This is a genomic window from Couchioplanes azureus (assembly GCF_014648355.1).
GTDB classification, from domain to species: domain Bacteria; phylum Actinomycetota; class Actinomycetes; order Mycobacteriales; family Micromonosporaceae; genus Actinoplanes; species Actinoplanes azureus.
Window position 1 is genome coordinate 705,480 of record NZ_BMQY01000001.1, and the last position, 22,875, is coordinate 728,354.

Consider the following 22,875-nt stretch of genomic DNA (forward strand, 5'->3'; position numbering starts at 1 on the left):
CCCGGGTCGTGACGACCGCTGCCGTGCTCAGTTTCGAGTGATCTTCGCCTTGACGGAGGCCACCTTGCTGAGGTTGCCGCCCCAGTCCCGCGCCATCGCGTCGACGTAGAGGTCGCCCTTCTTCAGGCCGCTCAGCTTCAGCGACCACTTGCCCTTGGACACCTTCACCGCGACCGGGACGCAGTTCCTGAACTGCTTCTCGTTGTAGACGCGCTTCCACTTCTTCTTCGGGGTGAAGCAGTAGACCTTGTTGCCCGAGATGCGGGTCGCCAGCACGAAGAGGAACGGCACGCCGGCGCCCTTGTCGGTGACCGTGCCGGTGGCGTACTTCCAGGACTTCAGCCGGTTCGACTTGCCCGGCTTCTTGACCTTGACGACCGGCTTCCAGCGGTCGCGCTTGACCTCGATCGTGCCGGCGGTGACCGCCGCCGACGTGCCGTTCCCGTTCGTGAACGTCGCCCGCAGGGTCACCTTGCCGATGTTGCGGCCGTAGAGGGTGGAGACCGTCTGGTTGGCGCCCTTGAGCGCGCTGGAGGAGCCGTCGCCCCAGTACAGGCGGATGGACCTGGTGCCGGCCGGCACGCCGCTGATCGAGACCGAGAACCGCTGACCCGGCCACACGCTGGTCTTGTCCAGGCGGAACTTGCCGGGGCTGGTCACGGTGACCTTGCCGGCGGGCGCGGTGGCCGTGCCGGTGTTGCCCGCGGCGTCCTTCAGCGTGACGGTGACGGCAAAGCTGCCGACCTTGGTGTACTGCTTCTGGATCTGCAGCTGTCCGGCCCGCAGCGTGTCCGACTTGCCGTCGCCCCAGTTCACCACGCGGCTGATCTGTGCCGCGGAGCTGGTGTCGTCGCTGACCGCGCCGAGCTTCAGGGTCACCTTCTGCCCGATCCACAGCGACGTCGTGTGCAGCGAGAAGCTGCCGACGGGCGCCGTGGTGTCGGCCGGGGTGCCCGGCCCGGTCCCCGGACTGCTGGGCTGCGTCTGCGGAGTGCTCGGCTCGGTCTCCGGAGTGCTGGGCTCGGTCTCCGGAGTGCTGGGCTCGGTCTCCGGAGTGCTGGGCTCGGTCTCCGGCGTGCTCGGCTGGGTCTGCGGCGTGCTGGGCTCCGTCTCCGGAGTGCTGGGCTCCGTCTCCGGTGTGCTCGGCTCGGTCTCCGGGGTGCTCGGCTCGGTCTCCGGGGTGCCGGGTTCCGTCTGCGGGGTGCTCGGCTCGGTCTGCGGCGTACTCGGGCCCGCCTCCGGGGTGCCGGTGGCCGGGCCGTCCGGCGTCGCCGGGCCCGTGGCCGGGTCGCCGAGGGCGGTGTGGACGGCCGCGGTCGCTTCGGTGTCGGCGGCGAAGGCCGGCGCGCCCACGACGGCGCTGCCGGTCAGAAGCGCACCGCTGACGGCGATTGCCAGCAGCGGACGCGAAAGGCGTCGGTTCAAGAAAACTCCTTCGAGGGCCACGACCGGGCGAAGGAGGCAGGCTGGCGCGGCACGGCGCCGCTCTCGCTGGAACGGCGCCGTACCGATGAAACGCAGACGTTTCCCCCGTGGTCGGCGCCGAAGGTACATGATCATCGCTACGCCGATCAATCCCCTTCTCGCCCGGACATGGCGAAGCCCACCGACGCGCCGCCGGTGGGCTTCGGGGCCTGCCTCAGGAGCCGAGCCGCTCCAGCTCCTCCTCCACCACGGACGGGTCGAGCTTGCGGAAGACCGGCTTCGGTGCGGCCAGCGGCGTGCCGGCCACCAGCGGCACCGACTCCCACCGGGCGCCGCCCGTGTAGTCACCGGTCAGCACCGGGTAGCCCGGGCCGCCGTCCACATCGTCGACCTCCACGATGGACGGCATCGGCGCGTGCACCCCGGTGCCGCCGAGCAGCTCGTGCACCTTCTGCGCGGAATGCGGGAGGAACGGGGTGAGCAGCGTGTTGGCATCGCGCACGACCTGCAGCGCGACGTGCAGGATCGTGCCCATCCGCGGCTTCGAGGCCTCGTCCTTGAGCTTCCACGGCGCCTGCTCGGAGAGGTACTTGTTCGCCTCCGCGACGACTCGCATCGCCTCGCCGATGGCCGCCTTCTGCCGGTGCTTGCCGATGAGGTCGCCCACGGTGGCGAAGGCCGAGCGGGCCACTTCGAGCAGCGCCCGGTCGTCGGCGGTCAGCTCGCCGGCCTCGGGGACGGCGCCGAAGTTCTTCGCCGCCATCGAGATCGACCGGTTGACCAGGTTGCCCCAGCCGGCCACGAGCTCGTCGTTGTTGCGCCGCACGAACTCCGACCAGGTGAAGTCCGTGTCGTTCGACTCCGGCCCGGCCGCGGCGATGAAGTACCGCAGGGCATCGGCGTCGTACCGCTCGAGGAAGTCGCGGACGTAGATGACGACCTTGCGGGACGAGGAGAACTTGCGGCCCTCCATGGTCAGATACTCGCTCGAGACCACCTCGGTCGGCAGGTTGAGCGCGCCGAGCGAGCCCGGCTTGCCGCCCTTGTCGCCCTCGCCCGAGTAGCCGAGCAGCAGCGACGGCCAGATCACCGAGTGGAAGACGATGTTGTCCTTGCCCATGAAGTAGTAGCCCCGCGAGTCGCCGCCCGCGCCGGGCGACCACCACTTGCGCCACGCCTCCGGGTCGCCGGAGCGCCGCGCCCACTCGATGGACGCCGACAGGTAGCCGATGACCGCGTCGAACCAGACGTAGATGCGCTTGTCGGCGCGGTCCCGCCAGGCGTCCAACGGGATCGGTACGCCCCATTCCAGGTCCCGGGTGATGGCCCGCGGCTGGAGGTCGTCGAGCAGGTTGCGCGAGAACTTCAGCACGTTGGGGCGCCAGCCCTCGCGGGTGTCCAGCCACTTGCCCAGCGCCTGGGCGAACGCCGGCAGATCGAGGAAGAAGTGCTCGGTCTCGACGAACTCCGGGGTCTCGCCGTTGATCCGCGATTTCGGGTCGATCAGCTGCTCGGGGTCGAGCTGGTTGCCGCAGTTGTCGCACTGGTCGCCGCGGGCGCTCTCGTAGCGGCAGATCGGGCAGGTGCCCTCGATGTAGCGGTCGGGCAGGGTGCGCCCGGTCGACGGCGAGATCGCGCCGAGCGTCGTCTTGGCGACGATGTAGCCGTTCTCGTGCAACCCCGTGAACAGCTCCTGCACGACCGCGTAGTGGTTGCGGGTGGTCGTGCGGGTGAAGAGGTCGTACGACAGCCCGAGGCCGTGCAGGTCCTCGACGATCACCCGGTTGTAGCGGTCGGCGAGCTCCCGGGGCGTCACGCCGTCGGCGTCGGCCTGCACCTGGATCGGCGTGCCGTGCTCGTCGGTGCCCGAGACCATGAGCACGTCGTGGCCGGACATCCGCATGAACCGGCTGAACACGTCGGAGGGCACCCCGAAGCCGGAGACATGACCGATGTGGCGCGGGCCGTTGGCGTAGGGCCAGGCGACCGCGGCGAGAACGTGACTCATGACGTCCAAGCGTAGTGACTCCGCGGCGCGCCCCGCGAACGGATAGGCATCCGCCCTTTTTGCTCCGACACGCCCGTCATCTCCCGGAACCGCGGCAAGCCGCGTAGTCCAATGGGAGCCATGACCGGAGACGCGCCGCAGCCTGGGGAAACGCCGCGCACCGAGGGAAACCCGTGGTCCTGGAACGACCCCGGCACCGGCGCCTGGTGGTGCACGGAGGCGAAACCCAAACCCGCGGACGCCCACACCCGCCCCCAGCCCAGGCACCAACGCCGCCCGGCACCGGCCGCGCCGTCACCCACGGCCCCCGCCGCGCACCCGGCCCCCGCCGCGCCGTCACCCACGGCCCCAGCCGCACACCCGGCACCGGCCGCGCCGTCACCGACGGTCCGAGCCGCACACCCCGCCCCGGCGGCGTCCTCGCCCCCGGCATCGGCGCGCGTCACGCCGACCGCGCCCGTCACGCCGACCGCGCCCGCCGCGCCGACCGCGCCGATGATGGAGCCGCCAGCCGCCGCCGCGGAGCCCACGATGGAGCCGCCGCGCGCCACCGAACGCCCGACGGCGCCGCCGTGCGCCACCGGACCCACCTCGGAGCCGCGCGCCGCCGAACCCCCGCTGGAGCCGCGCGCCAACGAATCCACGACGGGGCCGCGCGCCAACGAATCCACGACGGGGCCGCGCGCCATCAAACTCCCGCTGGAGCCGCACGCCACCGAGCCCGCGATGGAGCCGCCGCAGGTCGCCGGGCCGCCGGCGGAGGCGGTGAGCACCACCCGGCACAGCGGTGAGGCGGCCGAGGCGCACCGGGCCGGCGTGCAGGACGCCACGGCAGCCCTCGAGCGGCCCGCCGAGTCCGCGGACGCCGGGAAGGCGGCCGAACGCGACCACGACGAGATCGATGCCGGACGCTTCAACACCGAGGGCACGGTCGCGGCCTACCAGCCCCGCCGGAGCGCGGACCAGGAACCCACGATCGTGGACCTGCTCGCCGCCGTACCCGCGAGCGAGCCGGCCGCTGCCGCCGTACCCGATGTGATGATCCTTCCGGAACCGGAGCGCGACCGGCCGACGGTGGCCCTGGACCGGGGGCCCGTGCCCGGTCAGGGAACCCCCGGAAAGGCCCGGGACGACCAGGCCCGCGCCGACCGGGCCCTGCAGGACCGGGTACGCGCCGAGCGCACGTCCGCCCTCCTCGAGACCTCGCCGTTCTGGCTCAGCGACGACCAGCGCCCCGCGCCACCGGCGCGGGATCCCCGGCCCAGCGCCGGCCGGCCGCCCCGGCGCAAGCCGCGGGATCCCCGCCGGCCGGTCAGCGGCCTGCTGGCACTGCTCGCCCTCGCCCTGGTGGCCACCTTCTTCTCCTGGGTCAGCGCGGAACCGTTCTGGCTGGCGGTGGGGCACGGCCACGCCGGCACCGCGACGATCGCCCGGTGCACCGGCGACGGCGTCACCCAGCGCTGCTCCGGGCAGTTCACCTCGGCCGACGGCCGCTACACCGTGCCGACGATCGCCCTGTTCGGCGTCGAGCCGGCACAGCGGGCCACCGGCTCGGTCGCTTCCGCGCGGATGGTCAGCCAGGACAGCCGGCAGGCGTACGCCGGGGAGGCAAGCGTCCTGGTGCACCTGCGCTGGTCGCTGGGCTTCGTGCTGGTGCTGCTGTGCGGGCTCGGCATCGCCGGCCTCACCGGGGCGCGACGGCTCGGCACCGCCCGCTCCCGGCGCGGCGCGCTACTGCTCAGCCTGGCCGGCCCGCTCGCCCTGCTGGCCGGCTTCCTCCTCGCCGCCTATTGAGCGTCGCCGCCTACTGAGCTTCGCCGCCTACTGAGCTTCGCCGCCTACGGGGCGGCGTGGACAAGCTCGTAGACCTCGCGTCTGCGCAGCCCGTACGCGTCGGCGACGGCCTGGACCGCGTCCCGCCGCGAGGCGCCGCCCGCCTCCCGCTCGGCCACGGCCGCCCGCAGGTCCTCGTCGGCCGGCCGCTCGGCCGGTCCGGCGCTCGCGCCGGCCACGACCACCGTGATCTCGCCGCGCGGTCCCGCTTCGGCCGCCCAGCCGGCCAACTCGCCGAGCGGACCGCGGCGGATCTCCTCGTAGGTCTTGGTGAGCTCCCGGCAGACCGCGGCCTCCCGCTCGGCGCCGAACGTCCCGGCGAGGTCCTGGAGCATGCCGGCGATCCGGTGCGGCGCCTCGAAGAACACCAGCGTCCGCGACTCGGCGGCGAGCTCGCGCAACCGCGACCGGCGTCCCGAGCCACCGCGCGGCAGGAAGCCCTCGAAGCAGAACCGGTCGCTGGGCAGGCCGGACAGCGCGAGCGCGGTCGTCACCGCGCTCGGGCCGGGCGCGGCGGTCACCGGGAAACCGGCGTCCAGCGCCGCGCGTACCAGGCGGTATCCCGGGTCCGAGACGCTGGGCATGCCGCCGTCGGTGACGACGGCGACGACCGCGCCGCCGCGGAGGGCGTCGACCAGTTCGGGGGTACGGCGCTCCTCGTTGCCCTCGAAGTACGACACGATCCGCCCGCCGACCGCGACGCCGAGGTCGCGGGCCAGCCGGGCCAGCCGGCGGGTGTCCTCGGCGGCGACCACGTCGGCGCCGGCCAGCACCTCGCGCAGCCGGGCCGAGGCGTCGCCGACGTTGCCCAGCGGCGCGCCGACCAGCACGACCCGACCTGCCGCGTTCTCGTCCACGACCCGAGTCCATCACATCGTCGTCGAGGGCGACGGTCCGCACCCGGGACAGGTCACCCGGCTCCATCACATCCGCGACGGGCCGCGGCCGGCAGACGCCGGTTCGTGGACTCGCGGCCTACGATCGCGGGGTGACTTCGGCGACAGCGGAGACTGACACCCCGAGCCCACCGCCCGCGGACGAGATCCCCGGCGACGGGGCCGGCGGCGTGCGCGGCGTCCCGGACGCGGTACGGCGCCGGCTGAGCACGCTCGACAACTGGCTGAATCCGTACTCGTGGCTGGTCACGGCCGTCATCGTGGCCATCGCCGCGGTGCTGCGGCTGGTCGGGCTGAACCGCCCGAAGGGCTACATCTTCGACGAGGTCTACTACCCGACCGACGCGTGGGACATGCTCCAGCACGGGGTCGAGTGGGACGAGAAGACCAACGGGCCGGCGTACGTGGTGCACCCGCCGCTCGGCAAGTGGCTGATCGCCCTCGGCGAGATGGCGTTCGGCAACAACGAGGTCGGCTGGCGCTTCCCGGCCGCGGTCGCCGGCACGCTGATGATCCTCGTCCTGATCCGCGTCGCCTACCGGCTGTTCCACTCGATCGTGCTGGCCGGCGCGGCAGGCCTGCTGATGACCCTCGACGGCTTCCAGCTCGTGCTGTCCCGGACGTCGCTGCTCGACGTCTTCCTCGGGCTGTTCATCCTGATGACCTTCGCGGCCCTCGTGCTGGACCGTGACCACTACCGCAGGCGCTGGCTCGCGGCTTTGGAAGGCGGCCACGACCCGACCGGACCCCACGGCCGCATCTTCGTCTTCCCGTGGTGGCTGCTCGCCGCGGGCGTCACGTTCGGGCTCGCCTGCGGCGTGAAGTGGAGCGCGTTGTTCTTCGCGCCGTTCTTCGGCCTGCTGGTCGTCGTCTGGCGCGCGCAGGCCCGGCGCTCGGCCGGCATGCGCCGCCCGGTGCTCTCCGGCATCGCGAGCGACCTCGGCTACCTGATTCTCAGCTTCACCCTCACGGTGATCTTCTACCTCGCCTCCTGGACCGGCTGGTTCGTCACCGACAGCGGCTACTTCCGCCACTACCGCGAGGCCAACGGCCTGGACGAGCCGCCTTTCCTGGGCGCCCTGCTCAACCTGATGCACTACCACCACGAGGCGTACACGTTCCACAGCGGCCTGACCGACCGCCACGTCTACCAGTCGTGGCCGTGGCAGTGGCTGCTGCTGGGCCGGCCGGTCGCGTTCTACTGGAACGGCAACGGCAACTGCGGCGCCCCGAGCTGCGCGGCGGAGATCCTGCTGCTCGGCACCCCGCTGCTGTGGTGGTCGTTCCTGCCGGCTCTGGGGGCCCTGCTCTGGTTCGGCATCGCCCGCCGCGACTGGCGGGCCTTCGCCATCGGTACGGGCGTGGTCGCGGGCCTGCTGCCGTGGTTCTACTTCGCCCTGGTGGACGGCCGCACGATGTTCACGTTCTACGTGATGCCGGCGCTGCCGTTCCTGATCCTGGCGGTGGTCTACGCGCTGGGCGCCGTCATGACCCCGCCGGCCGGCACCGCCGCGGGAGCGAGACGGACGGACCGGCAGCTGATCGGCACCATCGTGGCCGGGGTGTACGTGCTGCTCGTCGCGCTGTGCTTCGCGTACTTCCATCCGATCTTCGTGGGTCAGCTGCTTCCGTACGAGGACTGGTCGGCGCGGATGTGGCTGGGCAGCCGCTGGATCTGAGCGGAGTCGCGGCGGGCTTGCTCGGATCCACGCCCTGACAGCGGCGCTGCGAGGCGTGCACTGCGTCCCCGGCGCGGCGCTGACGCGGCGCGCCGGCCCGCCGCTGGCAACGGCCCGTGGCCCGCGGGCGGTCGTTCCTGCCGCGCTGCGCCGCCGGGGTGCGAAGCCCCGCTGGCACCACCGTCGGCACAGGACCTGGGCACGAGCCGGCACGGGATCTGGGCACGAGCCGGCACAGGACCCGGCACGAGCCGACACAGGACCCGGCACGAGCCGACACAGGACCCGGCACGAGCCGACACAGGACCCGGCACGACCTGGCACCGGGCCATCGGGCACGGAAAAGCCGCCACGGGTGCGCGGCGGCTCGACGGGCGGTCGGTCGACGACCGGAATAGGCAACGCCCCGATCGCCTGCCACGGGGGAAGCGGGCGATAGGGGCGCGCAAGATGAAGCTTAACGAGCGTCGTTGGCGGACACAACGGGTGGAGTCCGTCGGTTGTCGGAATCTTCTCCCCGCGATGAGATCCGGTCGGGCGCGGCACGGCGGCGGAATGATCCACCACACCGCAGCGCCGCCGCCGGCCCCATGAGCGCCGCCCGCCGCCGGGCGCCGGGGCGGGCGGCTCCGGAACCGCTCCGCGCTCCCCCTCATTGCCGCAAACCGGGCATAAGGCTATATTGCCCTTTAAGGCACTTATCCATTGGCGAATACCTCTCGGAAAATGGCCCGGCCGGGAGTCGAGAATGCGACACCTGATGCTTCGGTAAATTCGCGTAACCTTCTAGCTCGCCGCCTTTCACCGCAGGTCAGAGCGGACCGCGAATCCGCGGCGCACACCTCGCTGATCAGGTCAAACGCAGGCGCTCACCGTTTCGGATGATTTCCCTACCGCATATGGACGTCATCTGATGGGGTGAGACGGATCATGATCTTCGTAGATGTTCCTAAGCTCGCCGCGTGACATTGCAGGAGCCTGACACCCAGCTTTTCGCCGACGCCGAGATCCCGGACACCGAGGTGATCGTCGTCGCGCATCCCTCGCCGGTGTTCGTCGACTCGACCGGGCGCCGCCGGCGTCTGCTGCGGCGCGTCGCGTACGGCTTCGGTGCCCTCTGCATGGCCTACGGGGGGCTCATCAGCGTCAGCCTCGCCGGCGGTCCGGTCAGCCCGAGCGCGGTCCTGCCCCTGCCCGACCTCGCGGACGGCGACGACAAGGCGGTCGCCGCGGTCCGGCCCAGCCCGACGCCGGACCCGTTCACCGCGGTGCCCAGCACCCGACCGGTGATGGAGATCTTCCCCCAGCGCAACCTGCCGGCCACCCGGCACACGGTGGAGTCCGGCGTGGTGCCGCGGTCGGTGGCTCCGGCGGCGCGCCCCACGCGGACACCGACCGCGAGGCGGACCACGAAGCCGGCCACCTCGCCGACCGCGGCCAAGCCGGTCGAGTCCGGCACCACCAAGCCCACCACCCCGGGGCCGACCGTGCCGCCCACCGGCACGCCGACCGCCCCGGCCGACCCGGTGCCGCCGGCCCCGCCGATCCCTCCCGGAACCGGTGGATCCGGCGGCACCGGCGGCGGCACAGGCACAGGCACAGGCAGCGACGACGGCGACTCCGACGACGAGGTCAGCGCCCCCACCGGAAGCGGCGGCACCGCGGGCGGCGCCGGTACGACCAGCGGAAGCGGCACGACCAGCGCAGGTGCGGGCGGCAGCGCGGTCGGCAGCGGCAGCGGCGGATCAGCCGGCGGTTCGGACGACCGCTCCAGCGACCCGCCGCCACCGCCCGCCATCGCGAACCGCGACCCGGCCGACACCGACGAACCGGCCGCCGCGCCCGCCGAGCGGCCCGTCGCCCAGCCTGCCGGGGAGCCCGCCCAGGACGCCGAGGAAGCCGGTGGGGCCGGGACCGCTCCCGCCGGCGAGGCGCCCCGATGAGCAAACCCCGCAACCGCAACCGCAGCCGCTCCCGGCGCCGGATCCTCCCGCGCCCCCGGATCATGCTCGGCGTGCTCCTGATCGGCCTCTTCGTCGGCGTCCTGATCGTGCAGGCGTACGTCAACGCCGAGTTCAAGGGTGACCACGTCGAGTCCGAGGTGGGCGACCAGGCCGGCGTGCCGGCCGCGATCCGCGGCGGCGGGCCGGTCATCAACACCACCGGCGGCCAGGAGAGCTCGAGCCGGCTGCCCGCGAAGACCATCGCGCTGACCTTCGACGACGGCCCCGATCCGAGGTGGACGCCGCAGATCCTGGACGTGCTGGAGGAGAACGGCGCGCACGGCACCTTCTTCGTGGTCGGCTCCGAGGTCGCCCGGCACCCCGAGCTGACCAGGCGGATCACCGAACAGGGCAGCGAGCTGGGCCTGCACACCTTCACCCACCCGAACCTGCAGCGCATCGCGTCGTGGCGGCGCGACCTCGAGCTGTCGCAGACCCAGGTCGCCATCGCCCGCGCCGCGAACGTACGGACCAACCTGGCCCGGTTCCCGTACTCGTCGAAGCCGCAGGCCATCGACGACGTTAACTGGCGGATCATCAAGGAGGCCGGCGCGCACGGCTACCTGGTGGTGGTCAACGACCTGGACAGCGAGGACTGGCGGCGCCCGGGCGTCGAGCAGATCGTGCGCAACGCCACCCCGGCCGGCGACGCCGGCGCGGTCGTGCTCTTCCACGACGCGGGCGGCGACCGGGCGCAGACCGTCGCGGCGCTGCGGGCCTTCATCCCGATGATGAAGGCCCGCGGGTACTCCTTCACCACGGTCACCGAGGGGATGAACCTCGCCATCTCCCAGCAGGAGAGCGAATCGCTCGCCACGGTGCCGATGCTGCCGGTCAACCCGGAGGCGTACGGCACCGACCGCTGGCGGGGCACGGCGCTGCTGTGGACCGTACGGGTCGCCGACGGGCTGGTCTGGGCGATCGCCGCGCTCTTCCTCGTGGTGGGTTCGCTGACCGTCGCCCGTACGCTGCTGCTCCTGCTGCTCGCGACCCGGCATGCCCGGCAGCGCCGCAAGAAGACCTTCACCTGGGGTCCGCCGGTGACCGAGCCGGTGTCGGTGATCGTGCCCGCCTACAACGAGAAGGCGGGCATCCAGGCGGCGGTCCGGTCGCTGGCCGGCGGCGACTACCCGGACATCGAGGTGGTCGTCGTGGACGACGGCTCCACCGACGGCACCGCCGACCTCGTGGAGCGCCTCCAGCTGAGCAACGTACGGGTGATCCGGGTGCCCAACGGCGGCAAGGCGAACGCGCTGAACACCGGCATCGCCCTGGCCAGGCACGACATCGTCGTCACGGTCGACGGCGACACCATCTTCGAGCCCGACTCGATCCGGATGCTGGTGCAGCCGTTCGCCAGCCCGGCGGTCGGCGCGGTCGCCGGCAACGTCAAGGTCGGCAACCGGGAGAACATCGTCTCGGCCTGGCAGCACATCGAGTACGTGATCGGCTTCAACCTCGACCGCCGGCTCTACGAGGTGCTCAACTGCATGCCGACCGTGCCCGGGGCGATCGGGGCGTTCCGGCGTACGGCGCTGGCCGAGGTCGGCGGGATCAGCGACGAGACGCTCGCCGAGGACACCGACGTGACGATCGCGCTGTGCCGGGCCGGCTGGCGGGTCGTCTACGAGGAGCGCGCCCGGGCGTGGACGGAGGCGCCCGCGACGCTGGAACAGCTCTACCGGCAGCGGTACCGCTGGAGCTACGGGACCATGCAGGCGATGTGGAAGCACCGGGGGGCGCTGACCGACACCGGCGACTCGGGCCGCTTCGGCCGGGTCGGGCTGCCGTTCCTCGCGCTCTTCGGGGTGGCGCTGCCGATGCTCGCGCCGGTGGTCGACATCATGCTGCTGTACGGCATCGTGTTCTGGGAGCTGGGCGCCACGGTCGCGGCCTGGCTCGGGATGCTGGCGCTGCAGATGTTCACCGCGGCGGTCGCGTTCCGGTTCGACCGGGAGTCGCTGCGGCCGTTGTGGCGGCTGCCGCTGCAGCAGTTCGCGTACCGGCAGCTGATGTACCTGGTGCTGATCCAGTCCGCGCTGACCGCCATGACCGGCGCCCGGCTGCGCTGGCACAAGCTGCACCGGGCCGGGCTGACCGGGGTCCAGGCCGTGCCCGCCGGCAACACGGTGATCCTGCCGCAGCAGAGCGTCGCCCCGGCCGTGGACACCTGGCCGCCGAGCCGCGACCAGCGGCCGCCGGGAACGCATCCGGCGGCGGGCCGGGCGACGGCCCGCCCGCCGGTGCCGGCGCAGAGCCCGAACCCGCAGGGCCTCGTCCTGCCGCCCGAAGATCTTCCGTCGGCCGGCTCGCCCCCGGGCGGCGGCTCCGGCCCCGGCTTCACGCACGGGGCCCGGGGGGTGTCCGGACGGTCCTGACGGGCTCGCGTCAGGACCGCGTCACCCCCCGAACGGGTCCGCTCCCGCCCGAACTGCAGCCGGGCGGGAGCGGATCCGCAACGAGCCGTCACACGCCGACCAGCTCCAGCTCCCTCTCCTTCTCCGCGATGGGGAAGACCACGTGCAGAGACGTGCCGTCACCCGGGCGGTCGGAGAGCGCGACCGTGGCGTGGTGGGCGTCGAGGATGCGTTTCGCCACGGCCAGGCCCTGGTCGGGTCCGGGCTCCGCGGTCGGGTGGGAGATCGTGCCGTAGTACAGGTGCGGGAAGAGGTCGGGACGCAGACCGTCCGGCATATCCATGTCGTCCAGCCGCACCGCCGGTCCCGACTCCATCTCGGTGCCGACGCGTACCCGCCCGCCGGCCGGCGTGTACTTCACCGCGGCGAAGAGCAACTGCATGAGGACCTGCTCCAGGCGTACGGGATCGGCGATGATCGGCAGCGACGGCCCGCCGGCGTGGTTGAGGATCCAGATCTGCTTGCTGGCGGCGATGGGCCGCACCGCCTCGACCGCCCGCTGGGTGAGCCGGGTCAGGTCGATCTCGCGCATGTGCAGGCTGTCGGCGCCGTGCCCCACCTCGGCCATGGAGGCCAGGTGGTCGAGCAGGTCGGTCAGCCCGCGCACGTGCGCGGCGGTGGCCCGGCCCACGAGGTCGGCCAGCTCCGGGTCGTGCACTCCCTTGTTGCCGAGGTCGGCCAGGTACGACCGCATCAGCCGCAGCGGCGCGCGCAGCTTCCCACCGACGAGCCCGGCGAGATCGTCCTTGCGGCGCTCCAGCTCCTGCAGGCGGGCCGTGGTGTTGGCCAGCGTGGAGGCATACCGCCGCAGCTCGAGCTGAGACGTGACCTGCCGCGCCAGCGCGCGCAGGGCCTGGAGCTGCTCGCCGTCGAGCCGCCGCGGATGCGTGTCGAAGACGCACAGGCAGCCGAGCGCGAACCCGCCCGTGGTGATCAGCGGCGCACCGGCGTAGAACCGGAACCCCCGGTCTCCGACGACGTCCGGATGATCGGCGAACCGCTCGTCCTGGGTCAGGTCGGGAATGACCATCAGGTCCTTGCCCAGAATGCTGTGGGCGCAGAACGACTGGTCGCGCGGGGTCTCCGCCAGATCGGTGCCGATCCGCGCCTTGAACCACTGCCGATGGGCGTCGACGAGCGAGACGAGGGCCGTCGGTACGCCGCACACCGTGGAGGCCAGCGCGACGATGTCGTCGAAGTCCTTCTCGGGTGCGGAGTCGAGAATGTCGAGTTCATAAAGGGCGGCGAGCCGGTCGGCTTCGTTCGTGGGCAGGGGCGCTTGCATGGCGGTCACCTCCGAGACTGACTACAGAGGTACCACCCAGAAGTAGCAATACTGGCATTTCGGCCATCTTGCTCCCGCTGTCACCCGTCATCGGCTCGGCCGGACCCGACGACCCGCGCAGCGCCCCCGGCCTCCCAGCCGCGACCACCACGACGCCCCCAACCCCGCTCGCCCGCGACCTGGACGATCCCGCGCCGCCCGCTCCTGCGCGACCACGACGATCCCGCGCCGCCCACTCGCCCGCGACCTGGACGATCCCGCGCCGCCCACTCCTGCGCGACCACGACGATCCATGCAGCCCCTGAACTTGGGCCCGCGACCACCGCGCCCCGCGCGCCCCGCGCGGCCCGCGAACTTACGGCCGCCACCACCACGCCCCGCGCAGCCCTCACCCTCGGCGCGACCGCTGACGGCAGCAGCGCTGGTGCCGTCGCTCACCGGCAGCGGATCGCCGTCCCGCGGCCAGTCCCCCGTCGAGGTCGCCGGTGCGACCGCCGGTGCGACCGCCGGTGCGGTCAGGCCGGCCGGTGGCAGACCGCCTCGATGTTGTTGCCGTCCGCGTCGAACGCGAACGCGCCGTAGTAGTTCTCGTGATAATGCGGCCGCAGCCCCGGAGGACCGTTGTCGACCCCGCCCGCGTGCAGCGCCGCGGCGTGGAAGGCGTCGACCGCCGCGCGGTCCGCCGCCGTGAACGCCACGTGCACCCGGTGCGTCGGCTCGCGCACGGCCAGCCAGAAGAACGGCCGTCCGCTGTCGTCCCCGAAACCGATCATCTCGGGTCCGGTGATCACGACCTTGAGACCGAGCGGACGCAGGGCATGCTCGTAGAAGTGCCGGCTCTCGTCGAGGTGATGCACCCCGAGAACGACGTGGTCGATCATCGGTCTCCCCTTCCCGCTGAACATCGACCGTATAGCGGGGGTACGACACTTCGATGATCGCTGCGCCGAGCGGCGGTCAGTATGCGCCGAGCAGAGCAGCGGCGTGGCTGACCTGGACGGTGTGGGTCACGCAGTCGTCGCCGGAGAGCATGTGCAACAGGAAGCCGGTGGGCTCCGCCACGTACCCGGGTGGGGCGTCGGAGCTCAGCAGCAGCCCGGCCTGACGCCAGGTGCTCGGGCCCACGGTCAACACCGAGCCGGCGAACGCGGCGGTGACCGGCCGGTGGACGTGCCCCGCCATGATCCGCGCGACGTTGTCGTGCGCGGAGACGACCTCGCGCAGCCGGTCCCCGTCGAGCAGGCGCATGCCGTCCAGGAACGGGATGCCGATGGGCATCGGCGGATGGTGCAGCGCGATCATCGCCGGCACTCCCGGGCGCGTGGCCAGCACCGCGTCGAGCCACTCGAGCTGGTCCGCACCGAGCCGCCCGGCCGGCGAGCCGGGGATCAGCGAGTCGAGCGCGACCAGCGTGAACCCGGGATAGTCCACGGCGTAGAAGGGCTCGCCACCGAACGCCTTGACCATGGCGTCCCGGTCGTCGTGGTTGCCGGTGGTCAGGTGCAGTGGCAGCGGGAAGTCGCCGATGACCTCCTTGAGGGCGGCGTACTCCTCCTCGCGGCCGTTGTCGGTGAGATCGCCGGTGACGACGACGCAGTCGGGCCGCGGATCGAGCGCCATGACGCGGGCCAGGGCGAGCTGGAGGCCGGCAGCCGGACCGCCCCCCAACGGCCCGGTGGTGAGGTGAGAGTCGCTGAGCTGAGCGATGAACGAGGTCATATCGCTGATGATCCGGTGCCCTGACCGCCGGTCAACCGATCGGTCGTAACCACTACAACGGAAAAATGACGACCTAGGCCTCGGTGTCGACGTACAGGCAGAAGGGGTGCCCGTCCGGATCGAGCATCACCCGTACGGTGTCCTGGGTCTGATGATCCGCTTCCGTCGCGCCCGCCGCCGTGGCGCTCTTCACCGCGGATTCCAGATCGGGCACCTCGATGTCGAGATGCATCATCATCTGCTGCTTGTGCGCCTTGTTGGGCCACGTCGGCTGCTCGTAGTCGGGCGAGCGCTGGAAGGCCAGGTACTCGACGTGATCGCCGAGAGGTGCCACGGCCACGAAGTCCGGCTCCTCCTTGACGATCTTCCAGTCCATCAGGGCCGCATAGAACTCCGCCAGCGCCAGCGGATCGGGAGTCTCGAGCACCACGCCCCAGAAGTGCGATGAGTTTCGTCCCAGCATTCGTGCAGTCTGCTACCCCGGCCGGGCAATGCCACGAGGACGCGCGGATCCTCAGCGTGATCGATGTGTCACAAAGACCATACCGACCCCCGCGGCTACTCCCCGGATGCAACCCGGATCTTGCTGCCGGATCGCCCGGGCCCGCCGATGTCAGCAACCATGAACGAGAACCTGATCCTCGTCGCCGAGGACGACCCGGACCTGCGCGACATGATCACGTTCGCCCTGGAACGGGCGGGCTACACCACGGTCGGCGCCAAGGACGGCAGCACCGCGGCCCGCATCATCAAGGTCGCCCGCCCGGTCGGCATCGTGACCGACGTACGGATGCCGGCCCTCAACGGCATGGAACTGTGCCAGCTCGTCCGCAGCAACCCGGAGGTCAGCAACGCGGCGGTGCTGATGGTCTCGGCCAACTCGCACATGCACGACATCAACGCGGGCCTCGGCTCGGGCGCGGACGGCTACCTGGCGAAGCCCCTGTCGCCCCGGCGCCTGGTCGCCGAGCTCCAGCAGGCCATCGAGCGCCGCAAGCTGACCCCCGCCGCCTGACCGCGGGGCCGGAACGACGAAAGGCCATCTCCGGCGAACGGAGATGGCCTTTGCGTTGGGGTGGAGCTGTGGGGATTTGAACCCCAGACCCCCTCGATGCGAACGAGGTGCGCTACCGGACTGCGCCACAGCCCCCCGGTCCCTCAGGACCGCAGCTAGGCTAACAGGTCCCCCGCCCGCCCCGCGAATCACCCCCTCCGCGTGGCGGCGGCGATCCTCGTCTGCGGCCGGGCATCCGCCCGCCCGGCTCCCCGTCAGGCCGGGTATGCGCCCCGGCCGCCGGCCTCGTAGGCGCGGCCGCGGAGCCCTCCGGCACGACGGTAGGAGACCGACGCGCCGTTGACCGCCGCCGGCAGCTCGGAGGAGTCGCGGTCCAGGCCCATCGCCGTACGGCGGACCGCCTCGCGCTGGGCCGCGAGTCGGCGCTGGGCCTCTCTGCGGGCGGCCGCCCGACGGGCCTGTTCGCGCCGCACCTCCGCCTGCCGCGCCGCCAGCCAGGCGGCCTCGCGTGCCTCGATCCGGCGGCGCCGGCGGTCCGCGATGGCGCGGTTGCGCAGGTGCACCAGGTAGACGCCGAGCAGGGTGCCGGTCACCGCGAAGCTGATCCAGAATCCCGGGCCGACCGCGAGCACGCCGACCAGCTCGATCACGTTGAGCAGCAGCAGGGCGGCGAAGACCCGGCGTCGGCGGACCACGGCCGGGGTCTGCCGGCGCAGCGGACGGCGGCGTACCGGGCGCCGCGACGGCACCACGCGCAGCCGCCGGGCCGGCGGGCCGGACACCGGCGCGCCCGGGAGAGGGGCACCCGACGCCGGCGCGGCCGAGTCGGGAGCCCCGGACACCGGGGCCGCGGGCGCCGGGACGGCGGTGTCCGGCGGGAGATCACCCGTTAGGGTCCGCGACGTAACCATGTACTGGCGACCGGGGTTGACCGGTCGGCGTCCGGGCACGGTGCGGAGCCGACGGCGGCGCTGCAGCACCCGAGCCGTCGACGACGCCCGCTCCGCGGCCAGGCGCTCGGTGGCGTCGTACCGGCGGACGAGGGCCGGTGCGAGGGCGAGCAACCCGGCCGCGGCGAGGACGGCGAGGAGCACCGAGGTCGGCACCCTCACCCCTCCCGTCAGCCTCAGACCGTGCCGAGCTGGCGACGCCCGGTCACGAAAAAGTCGCAATCTCCCCGAGATTACGGGCGAGAGCTGCGGAAATCGCCGCGCCGCGCCGGGCCGGTGAGCCTTGGATGATCATTTTGCTGTGGTACGCAACCTGCGCCACCGCGCCAGCAGGCCGCCCTCACTCGCGACCTCCTCGCTGGTCATGGCATACCCGAGGTGATCGCGCCAGGCGCCGTCGATGTGCATGTAGCGCGGGTGGTACGCCTCCTCGCGAAACCCGAGCTTCTCGACGACCCGCCGGCTGGGCCCGTTCTCCGGCCTGATGTTGATCTCCACGCGGTGCAGCCCGGCCGGCCCGAACGCGTGGTCCACGGCGAGCGCCAGGGCCGTCGGGATCACGCCGCGACCGGCGACGCGGGAATCGACCCAGTAGCCGACGTACGCGGAACCGAACGCCCGGCGCACGATGCTGCCGAGGTTGATGTGGCCGACCAGGCGCTCCTCACCGTCGTCCTGCCGCAGGCAGACGGCGAACGGCATGCTGTCGCCGCGCCGCGCGGCCCGCTTCATGTCCCGGTAGACGTAGAGGTAGGCCCGCGGCGAGTTCATGTCCGCCCACGGCCCGGGCGGTGCCGACTCCCACGGGCTGAGCCACGCCTCGTTGGCGACGCGGACCTCCGACCAGGCCCGCGCGTCACCGCGGCGGTAGGGCCGGAGCACCACGGGTCCGTCCGCCAGGACGGCAGGCCATCCGGGCATGGACCCCCACATCATCGCCTCCGGTCGAGCAGCAACACGTCGACGGTCGACCCGGCCGCGGCCGCGGTGACCCGCTCGCCCAGCACCAGCAGACCGTTGGCTTCGGCCAGGCCGGAGAGAGTGTACGGCCCACCGGCGAGCGGCTGGACCGTATAGCCGCCGCCGCGCCGTTCGGCGACGTGCGCGGGACGGAACTCGCGCAGCCCGCCGGGCGACGAGACCGTCTCGAGCAGGTGTGCCTTGACGCTGGGCCGGAAGACGGGCTCGGAGCCGGCGAGCAGCTGGATGACGGGCCGGGCGAGCACCTCGAAACCGATCAGGGCCGCACCGGGCTCACCCGGCAGGCAGACGACCGGCACCTCCTCGCCGCCGACCGTGCCGAAGCCGAGCGCGGCGCCCGGGCAGAGCGCCACGTCGGTGAACTCGACCGCACCGCGCCCGTGGTCGCGCCGGGAGAGGACGCGGCGGAGCATGTCGCCCGGCCCCGTACCCGTGCCTCCGGTGGTGATGATCAGGTCGGCCCGCAGGGTCTGGTCCTCGAGCAACCCCCGCAGGCTCTCCGGGTCGTCGTCACAGATGCCTATCCGGTACGCGAGCGCGCCGGCCTCGACCGCGGCGGCGGTGAGCGCGTGCGAGTTGGCGTCCACCACCTGCCCCGGCTGGCTGGGCCGGCCCACGTCGACGAGCTCGTCACCGGTGGCCACCACGACCACCCGCGGGCTGGGCCGCACGACCACGTGCCCGATGCCGGAGGCGGCGAACACGGCGACCATCGCGGGCGTCACGTACGAGCCGGCGGAGGCCAGCACCCGCCCGACGGGCAGCTCGTCCCCGGCCCGCCGTACCCCGGATCCGCGTTTCGGCGCATGCAGGATCTCCACCGCGGCCATGCCCTGGTCGGTCCAGTGCACCGGCACGACGACGTCGGCGCCGAGCGGCAGGGGAGCGCCCGCCGCCACCGAGAAGCAGGTTCCCGGGGTCAGCCGGACCGGCCGCCAGCTGGCCGCACCCAGGTCTCCGACGACGTTGAGCCGGACCGGGCGCAGCCCGCCCTCGAACGCGCCGAAGGACGGGTGCGAACCGATCCGCCCGGCGGCGGCAAGGTCCTCCCAGCGGGCCGCGTACCCGTCGATCGCCGCCTGGTCGAAGGCGGGGTACGGGTGCGGGGCCAGCACGTCGTTGGCGAGGACGTTGCCGTGCGCCTGGGTGAGGTCGAGGTCGAGCGGAGGCAGCGCTCGAAGCCTGCGCAGCACGCTGCCCAGGTATTCGGCGAGAGGCATCAGCTCGTTGGCGGCCGCCTCGGCATCGGCCGTGGCTGTCATCCCTGGGCACCGCCGATGTGCGTGGCCACGAAGTCGGTCAGCCACCGGCGGAACTCGGGGCCGACGTCGGGCCGCTGGGCCGCCAGCTGAACCACGGCCTGCAGGTAGCCCAGCGGCATCCCGGTGTCGTAGCGGTGCCCGCGGTAGACGATGCCGTGCACCGGCACCCCGTCGGCGAGGAGCTGGGCCATGGCGTCGGTCAGCTGGATCTCGCCGCCGCTGCCCGGCTTGGTCTGCGCAATGGCCTCGAAGATGGCGGCGGGCAGCACGTAGCGCCCGACGACCGCCAGGTTGCTCGGCGCCTCGGCGGGCGACGGCTTCTCGACCAGGCCGGTGACCTTCACCACGCCCTCGGGGCGGCCCGGCTCCGGCTCGACGGACGCGATGCCGTAGCGGCTGGTCTCCTCGGGTGCGACCTCGATGAACGCGAGGACGATGCCGCCGGTCTCGGCCTGCAGGTCCAGCATGGCCGGCAGCAGCGGATCGTCCTCCGCGACGAACTCGTCACCGAGCAGCACGGCGAAGGCCTCGTCGCCGACGTGCGAGGCGGCCACCCCGACGGCGTGCCCGAGGCCGAGCGGCTCACCCTGCCGGCAGGTGTAGATGTCGGCGAGCTCACTGGTGCGGCGAACTGCGGCGAGCCGCTCGGTGTCGCCCTTCTCCTCCAGCCGCGCCTCCACGTCGGGCCGCCGGTCGAAGTGGTCGACCATGGAGGTCTTGCCGCGCCCGGTCACCAGCAGCACGTCGGTGATTCCCGCGGCCGCCGCCTCCTCCACGATGTATTGAAGGACCGGGCGGTCCACGACCGGCAACAGCTCCTTGGGTACGGCCTTGGTGGCCGGAAGGAATCGGGTGGCCAGCCCGGCCGCCGGAATGACGGCCTTGACGGCCCGACGGCCGGTCGCCTGCGCCTGCGTGGTCATGTGAGGGTCACCGCACCTTTGCTGAGTTCGTGCCCGGACATTCCGCGAGACTATCGGCCACGGCTCTGCCGCGGCGGTTGTGGCCCGCCGGACGCGCCCGGCATGGATTCCGGATGGTCGAATTGCCCTTCGTCGACTCCCTCCGAAACCGATGCCTGCGTCACAGGAGCGCTTCGTCCGGCACCACCCGCTGCCAGCGTCGTCTCGGCGGAAGCTTCCGCACTGCTGCCCACCCGCGTCACGTCGGGAGGGGTCCCGCCGGTGTCTGCCGGCCGCATCGCCTCGCAAGGAATCCCAGCGTCGCCGGCCTGCGGCGGCGTGCCGGCCGCGCCCTCGGTGGGGACCTGGGCCTCGGCGAGTCGGTAGGTGTCCCGGCCCGCGTTCTTCGCCGCGTACAGCGCGTCGTCGGCGGCGGCGAGCACCCGCTCGGCCGACGCGCCGTGCTCGGGATACACGGCGATCCCGATGGAGACGCTGATCGCCACCCGTTCGGCGGCGGACCGCCCGACCGAGCCGGACCGCCCGCCATCGATCACCACCGGATGGTCGCGCACCGCGGCCCCGAGGCGCTCGGCGACGATGATGCCGCCGTACGCGTCGGTCTCGGGCAGCAACACCACGAACTCCTCACCGCCCTGCCGGAACGCCACATCGACCTCCCGAAGCCCCAGCCGGACCCGCCGCGCGAACTCTCCCAGCACGGCGTCCCCGGCGGCGTGCCCGTACCGGTCGTTCACCTCTTTGAAGTGGTCGAGATCCAGCACCAGCACGGTGAGCATCCGCCCGAACCGGTTGGCCCGCTCCACCTCGCGGCGCAACGACTCCCGCAGGTAACGGTAGTTCCACAAGCCGGTGAGCGGGTCCGTGAGCGAAAGCCGCTGCGCCTCCTCGTGCATCCGCACGTTGTGCACGGCGACCCCGGCCTGCCCGGCGAAGGTACGCAGCATCAGCAGGTCGGCGTCGTCGAACTCGTCGGTGCCGAGCCGGTCGTACAGTGCGAGCACCCCCAGCGTGGCCGGATGCCCCGCCGTGTCCCACTCCGGCGGCACCAGCGGATCACCCGCGGTCGCCGGCGCACAGATCGGCACCGCCACGTACGTCCGGCAGGCCGGCTCGTCGACGACGCCGCCCCCGAGGCCGCAGAACCCGCGGCGCGGTTCCCCACCGGCGGCGACGGCACCGAGAATCCCGCGCCCGCGCGGCACCCGCAGCGTGGGCAGCTCGTCGTCCGGCACGTCCCACCGCCCGGTGAGCCCCTCGGCACACCGGGCGACCAGATCGCCGGTGGCCGGATCGGTGAGCAGCACGATCCCGGCCCGGGCACCGCTCGCGGACAGGGCGGTCCGGAGGATCACCCGGAGGATGCGGTCCACGTCGTGGGTGCTGGAGAGGGTGTCGCCCAGGATGGCGAGATGCCCGCGGAGCTGGTCACGGCTGGCGGTGAGCGCCTGCACGTACGCCTGCAGCTCACGCGTCATCCGGTTGAAGGTCCCCGCGAGCCGCCCGATCTCGTCGTCCCGCCGCACCGGCACCCGTACGCCGAGCTCGCCGTCGGCGACCTTGCCGGCGGCCCAGGCGAGCTCCTCGAGCGGACGGGTGGTGGAGCGCGCGAGCCACCGCGCGACAACGATCGCGACACCGGCCACGATTAAGACGGCGGCGACGAGCAGGGCGTAGAGCGGGAACGGCGTCCGCCCCGGCACCGCGACGACAAGCGGAAGGGGCTGGCCGGGACCGCTCGCGATCGCCCGCGCCGACACCCCGCCGCGCGGCACGGTTGTCCACGCATCGGCGGCACTGCGGTTCAGGCCGACGGCGGCGCCGCTGGTGTGGGCGAGGCGCTGGATGAAGTCCTGGTCCGCCCGGGCCACGGCGACAACGGCGACATCGCCCTCCACAGCGCTCGCGGTGACGGCGGTGATGCTCGCACCGGGGGTTGCGGCTGCGGGGGGGCCTGCGCAGTCGCGCTCCTCGGCTCGGCCTTGGCTGCCCTGGGGTCCCGCTGCCGGACCCTCGCCCTTCCCCGCGTGGCCCTCGGTTGCCTCACCCTCCGCTGCCGCGCCCTGTCCCGCCGCGCCCTGTCCCGCCGCGCCCTGCTCCCCGGCCGCGCCCTGCTGCCCTATCGCGTCCTGTCCCGCCGCGCCCTGCTGCCCTACCGCGCCCCGCTGCCCTGACGCCGCGTGCAGCTCCGCCGCCGCCTGCTGCCCTGCCGCCCCCTGCTGCCCCGCCGCCGTCTGCTCTCCTACTACGGGCTGCTGCCCTATTGCGCCCTCTCTCGCTGCTTCCTCGGCTTTCCCGCCCACTTTCTCGTTGCCGTCGTCGGCCTGCCCGCGTTCGGGCTCGCCGTGCCCGGATGGGCCTCCGCCTACCGGGGCGGGGCTCAGGATCCGGACCTCGGCGGCCAGCCCCCGGGTCACCATCTGATCCGCTGCCGACCTCCTGGCGTCCTCGGGGAGCACCGCGACGGCGTCGGCCACCG

Annotated in this window: 18 protein-coding genes and 1 tRNA gene; 6 read left to right on the top strand and 13 right to left on the bottom strand. The window is 72.7% G+C overall.

Annotated elements, in window-relative coordinates; genetic code table 11:
* Nucleotides 1-27: 27 nt before the first annotated feature.
* Nucleotides 28-1,425 (bottom strand): hypothetical protein, encoded by a 1,398-nt coding sequence (locus tag IEY99_RS03215; RefSeq protein ID WP_189199142.1) that lies wholly within the window; start codon nt 1,423-1,425, stop codon nt 28-30.
* A gap of 214 nt (nt 1,426-1,639) precedes the next feature.
* Nucleotides 1,640-3,433 (bottom strand): methionine--tRNA ligase, encoded by a 1,794-nt coding sequence (gene metG / locus IEY99_RS03220; protein ID WP_189199143.1) that lies wholly within the window; start codon nt 3,431-3,433, stop codon nt 1,640-1,642.
* Nucleotides 3,434-3,964: 531 nt separating this feature from the next.
* Here metG and IEY99_RS03225 point away from each other — a divergent pair.
* Nucleotides 3,965-5,227 (top strand): hypothetical protein, encoded by a 1,263-nt coding sequence (locus IEY99_RS03225; protein ID WP_189199144.1) that lies wholly within the window; start codon nt 3,965-3,967, stop codon nt 5,225-5,227.
* A gap of 44 nt (nt 5,228-5,271) precedes the next feature.
* Here IEY99_RS03225 and rsmI read toward each other — a convergent pair whose 3' ends face one another.
* The gene (gene rsmI, locus IEY99_RS03230) at nt 5,272-6,123 is read right to left on the bottom strand and encodes a 16S rRNA (cytidine(1402)-2'-O)-methyltransferase (protein ID WP_189199145.1); all 852 of its coding nucleotides are present in this window, start codon (nt 6,121-6,123) and stop codon (nt 5,272-5,274) included.
* A gap of 131 nt (nt 6,124-6,254) precedes the next feature.
* Between rsmI and IEY99_RS03235 the strand changes: the two genes are divergently transcribed.
* The 3 genes from IEY99_RS03235 to IEY99_RS03245 all read left to right on the top strand — a co-directional run bounded on the left by IEY99_RS03235 (nt 6,255) and on the right by IEY99_RS03245 (nt 12,222).
* Complete coding sequence (locus IEY99_RS03235) at nt 6,255-7,841, top strand: dolichyl-phosphate-mannose--protein mannosyltransferase (RefSeq protein ID WP_189199146.1); 1,587 nt, start codon at nt 6,255-6,257, stop codon at nt 7,839-7,841.
* Nucleotides 7,842-8,803: 962 nt separating this feature from the next.
* Nucleotides 8,804-9,784, top strand: a complete 981-nt coding sequence (locus tag IEY99_RS03240; protein ID WP_189199147.1) for a hypothetical protein — start codon at nt 8,804-8,806, stop codon at nt 9,782-9,784.
* Complete coding sequence (locus IEY99_RS03245; protein WP_189199148.1) at nt 9,781-12,222, top strand: bifunctional polysaccharide deacetylase/glycosyltransferase family 2 protein; 2,442 nt, start codon at nt 9,781-9,783, stop codon at nt 12,220-12,222. Before IEY99_RS03240 ends, IEY99_RS03245 begins: the two co-directional genes overlap by 4 nt.
* Nucleotides 12,223-12,310: 88 nt before the next feature.
* On the opposite strand, the gene IEY99_RS03250 is transcribed toward IEY99_RS03245, so the two are convergent.
* From IEY99_RS03250 to IEY99_RS03265, 4 genes are all read right to left on the bottom strand, one after another.
* On the bottom strand, nt 12,311-13,546 hold the full coding sequence (locus tag IEY99_RS03250; RefSeq protein ID WP_189199149.1) for a GAF domain-containing sensor histidine kinase: 1,236 nt from the start codon (nt 13,544-13,546) through the stop codon (nt 12,311-12,313).
* Nucleotides 13,547-14,061: 515 nt separating this feature from the next.
* Complete coding sequence (locus IEY99_RS03255) at nt 14,062-14,427, bottom strand: VOC family protein (protein WP_189199150.1); 366 nt, start codon at nt 14,425-14,427, stop codon at nt 14,062-14,064.
* 76 nt (nt 14,428-14,503) lie between these two features.
* Nucleotides 14,504-15,265: a phosphodiesterase gene (locus tag IEY99_RS03260; RefSeq protein WP_189199151.1), complete on the bottom strand. Its 762-nt coding sequence runs from the start codon at nt 15,263-15,265 to the stop codon at nt 14,504-14,506.
* Nucleotides 15,266-15,338: 73 nt separating this feature from the next.
* Nucleotides 15,339-15,728: a VOC family protein gene (locus tag IEY99_RS03265; protein ID WP_189199152.1), complete on the bottom strand. Its 390-nt coding sequence runs from the start codon at nt 15,726-15,728 to the stop codon at nt 15,339-15,341.
* Nucleotides 15,729-15,887: 159 nt separating this feature from the next.
* Between IEY99_RS03265 and IEY99_RS03270 the strand changes: the two genes are divergently transcribed.
* The gene (locus tag IEY99_RS03270) at nt 15,888-16,280 is read left to right on the top strand and encodes a response regulator transcription factor (protein WP_189199153.1); all 393 of its coding nucleotides are present in this window, start codon (nt 15,888-15,890) and stop codon (nt 16,278-16,280) included.
* Between the two features lie 61 nt (nt 16,281-16,341).
* On the opposite strand, the gene IEY99_RS03275 is transcribed toward IEY99_RS03270, so the two are convergent.
* From IEY99_RS03275 to IEY99_RS03300, 6 genes are all read right to left on the bottom strand, one after another.
* Nucleotides 16,342-16,415, bottom strand: a tRNA-Ala gene (locus IEY99_RS03275).
* Between the two features lie 119 nt (nt 16,416-16,534).
* Nucleotides 16,535-17,392, bottom strand: a complete 858-nt coding sequence (gene sepX, locus IEY99_RS03280; protein WP_189199154.1) for a divisome protein SepX/GlpR — start codon at nt 17,390-17,392, stop codon at nt 16,535-16,537.
* 129 nt (nt 17,393-17,521) lie between these two features.
* The gene (locus tag IEY99_RS03285) at nt 17,522-18,163 is read right to left on the bottom strand and encodes a GNAT family N-acetyltransferase (protein ID WP_189199155.1); all 642 of its coding nucleotides are present in this window, start codon (nt 18,161-18,163) and stop codon (nt 17,522-17,524) included.
* Nucleotides 18,163-19,473, bottom strand: a complete 1,311-nt coding sequence (locus IEY99_RS03290; protein ID WP_189199156.1) for a molybdopterin molybdotransferase MoeA — start codon at nt 19,471-19,473, stop codon at nt 18,163-18,165. Before IEY99_RS03290 ends, IEY99_RS03285 begins: the two co-directional genes overlap by 1 nt.
* Complete coding sequence (locus IEY99_RS03295; RefSeq protein ID WP_189199157.1) at nt 19,470-20,396, bottom strand: UTP--glucose-1-phosphate uridylyltransferase; 927 nt, start codon at nt 20,394-20,396, stop codon at nt 19,470-19,472. Before IEY99_RS03295 ends, IEY99_RS03290 begins: the two co-directional genes overlap by 4 nt.
* 50 nt (nt 20,397-20,446) lie before the next feature.
* Nucleotides 20,447-22,294, bottom strand: coding sequence for a sensor domain-containing diguanylate cyclase (locus IEY99_RS03300; protein WP_373293275.1), 1,848 nt, complete (start codon nt 22,292-22,294; stop codon nt 20,447-20,449).
* A 129-nt stretch (nt 22,295-22,423) separates the two neighbouring features.
* Here IEY99_RS03300 and IEY99_RS35180 point away from each other — a divergent pair, with 129 nt between their 5' ends.
* On the top strand, nt 22,424-22,570 hold the full coding sequence (locus IEY99_RS35180; protein ID WP_373293276.1) for a hypothetical protein: 147 nt from the start codon (nt 22,424-22,426) through the stop codon (nt 22,568-22,570).
* The last annotated feature ends 305 nt before the right edge of the window (nt 22,571-22,875 follow it).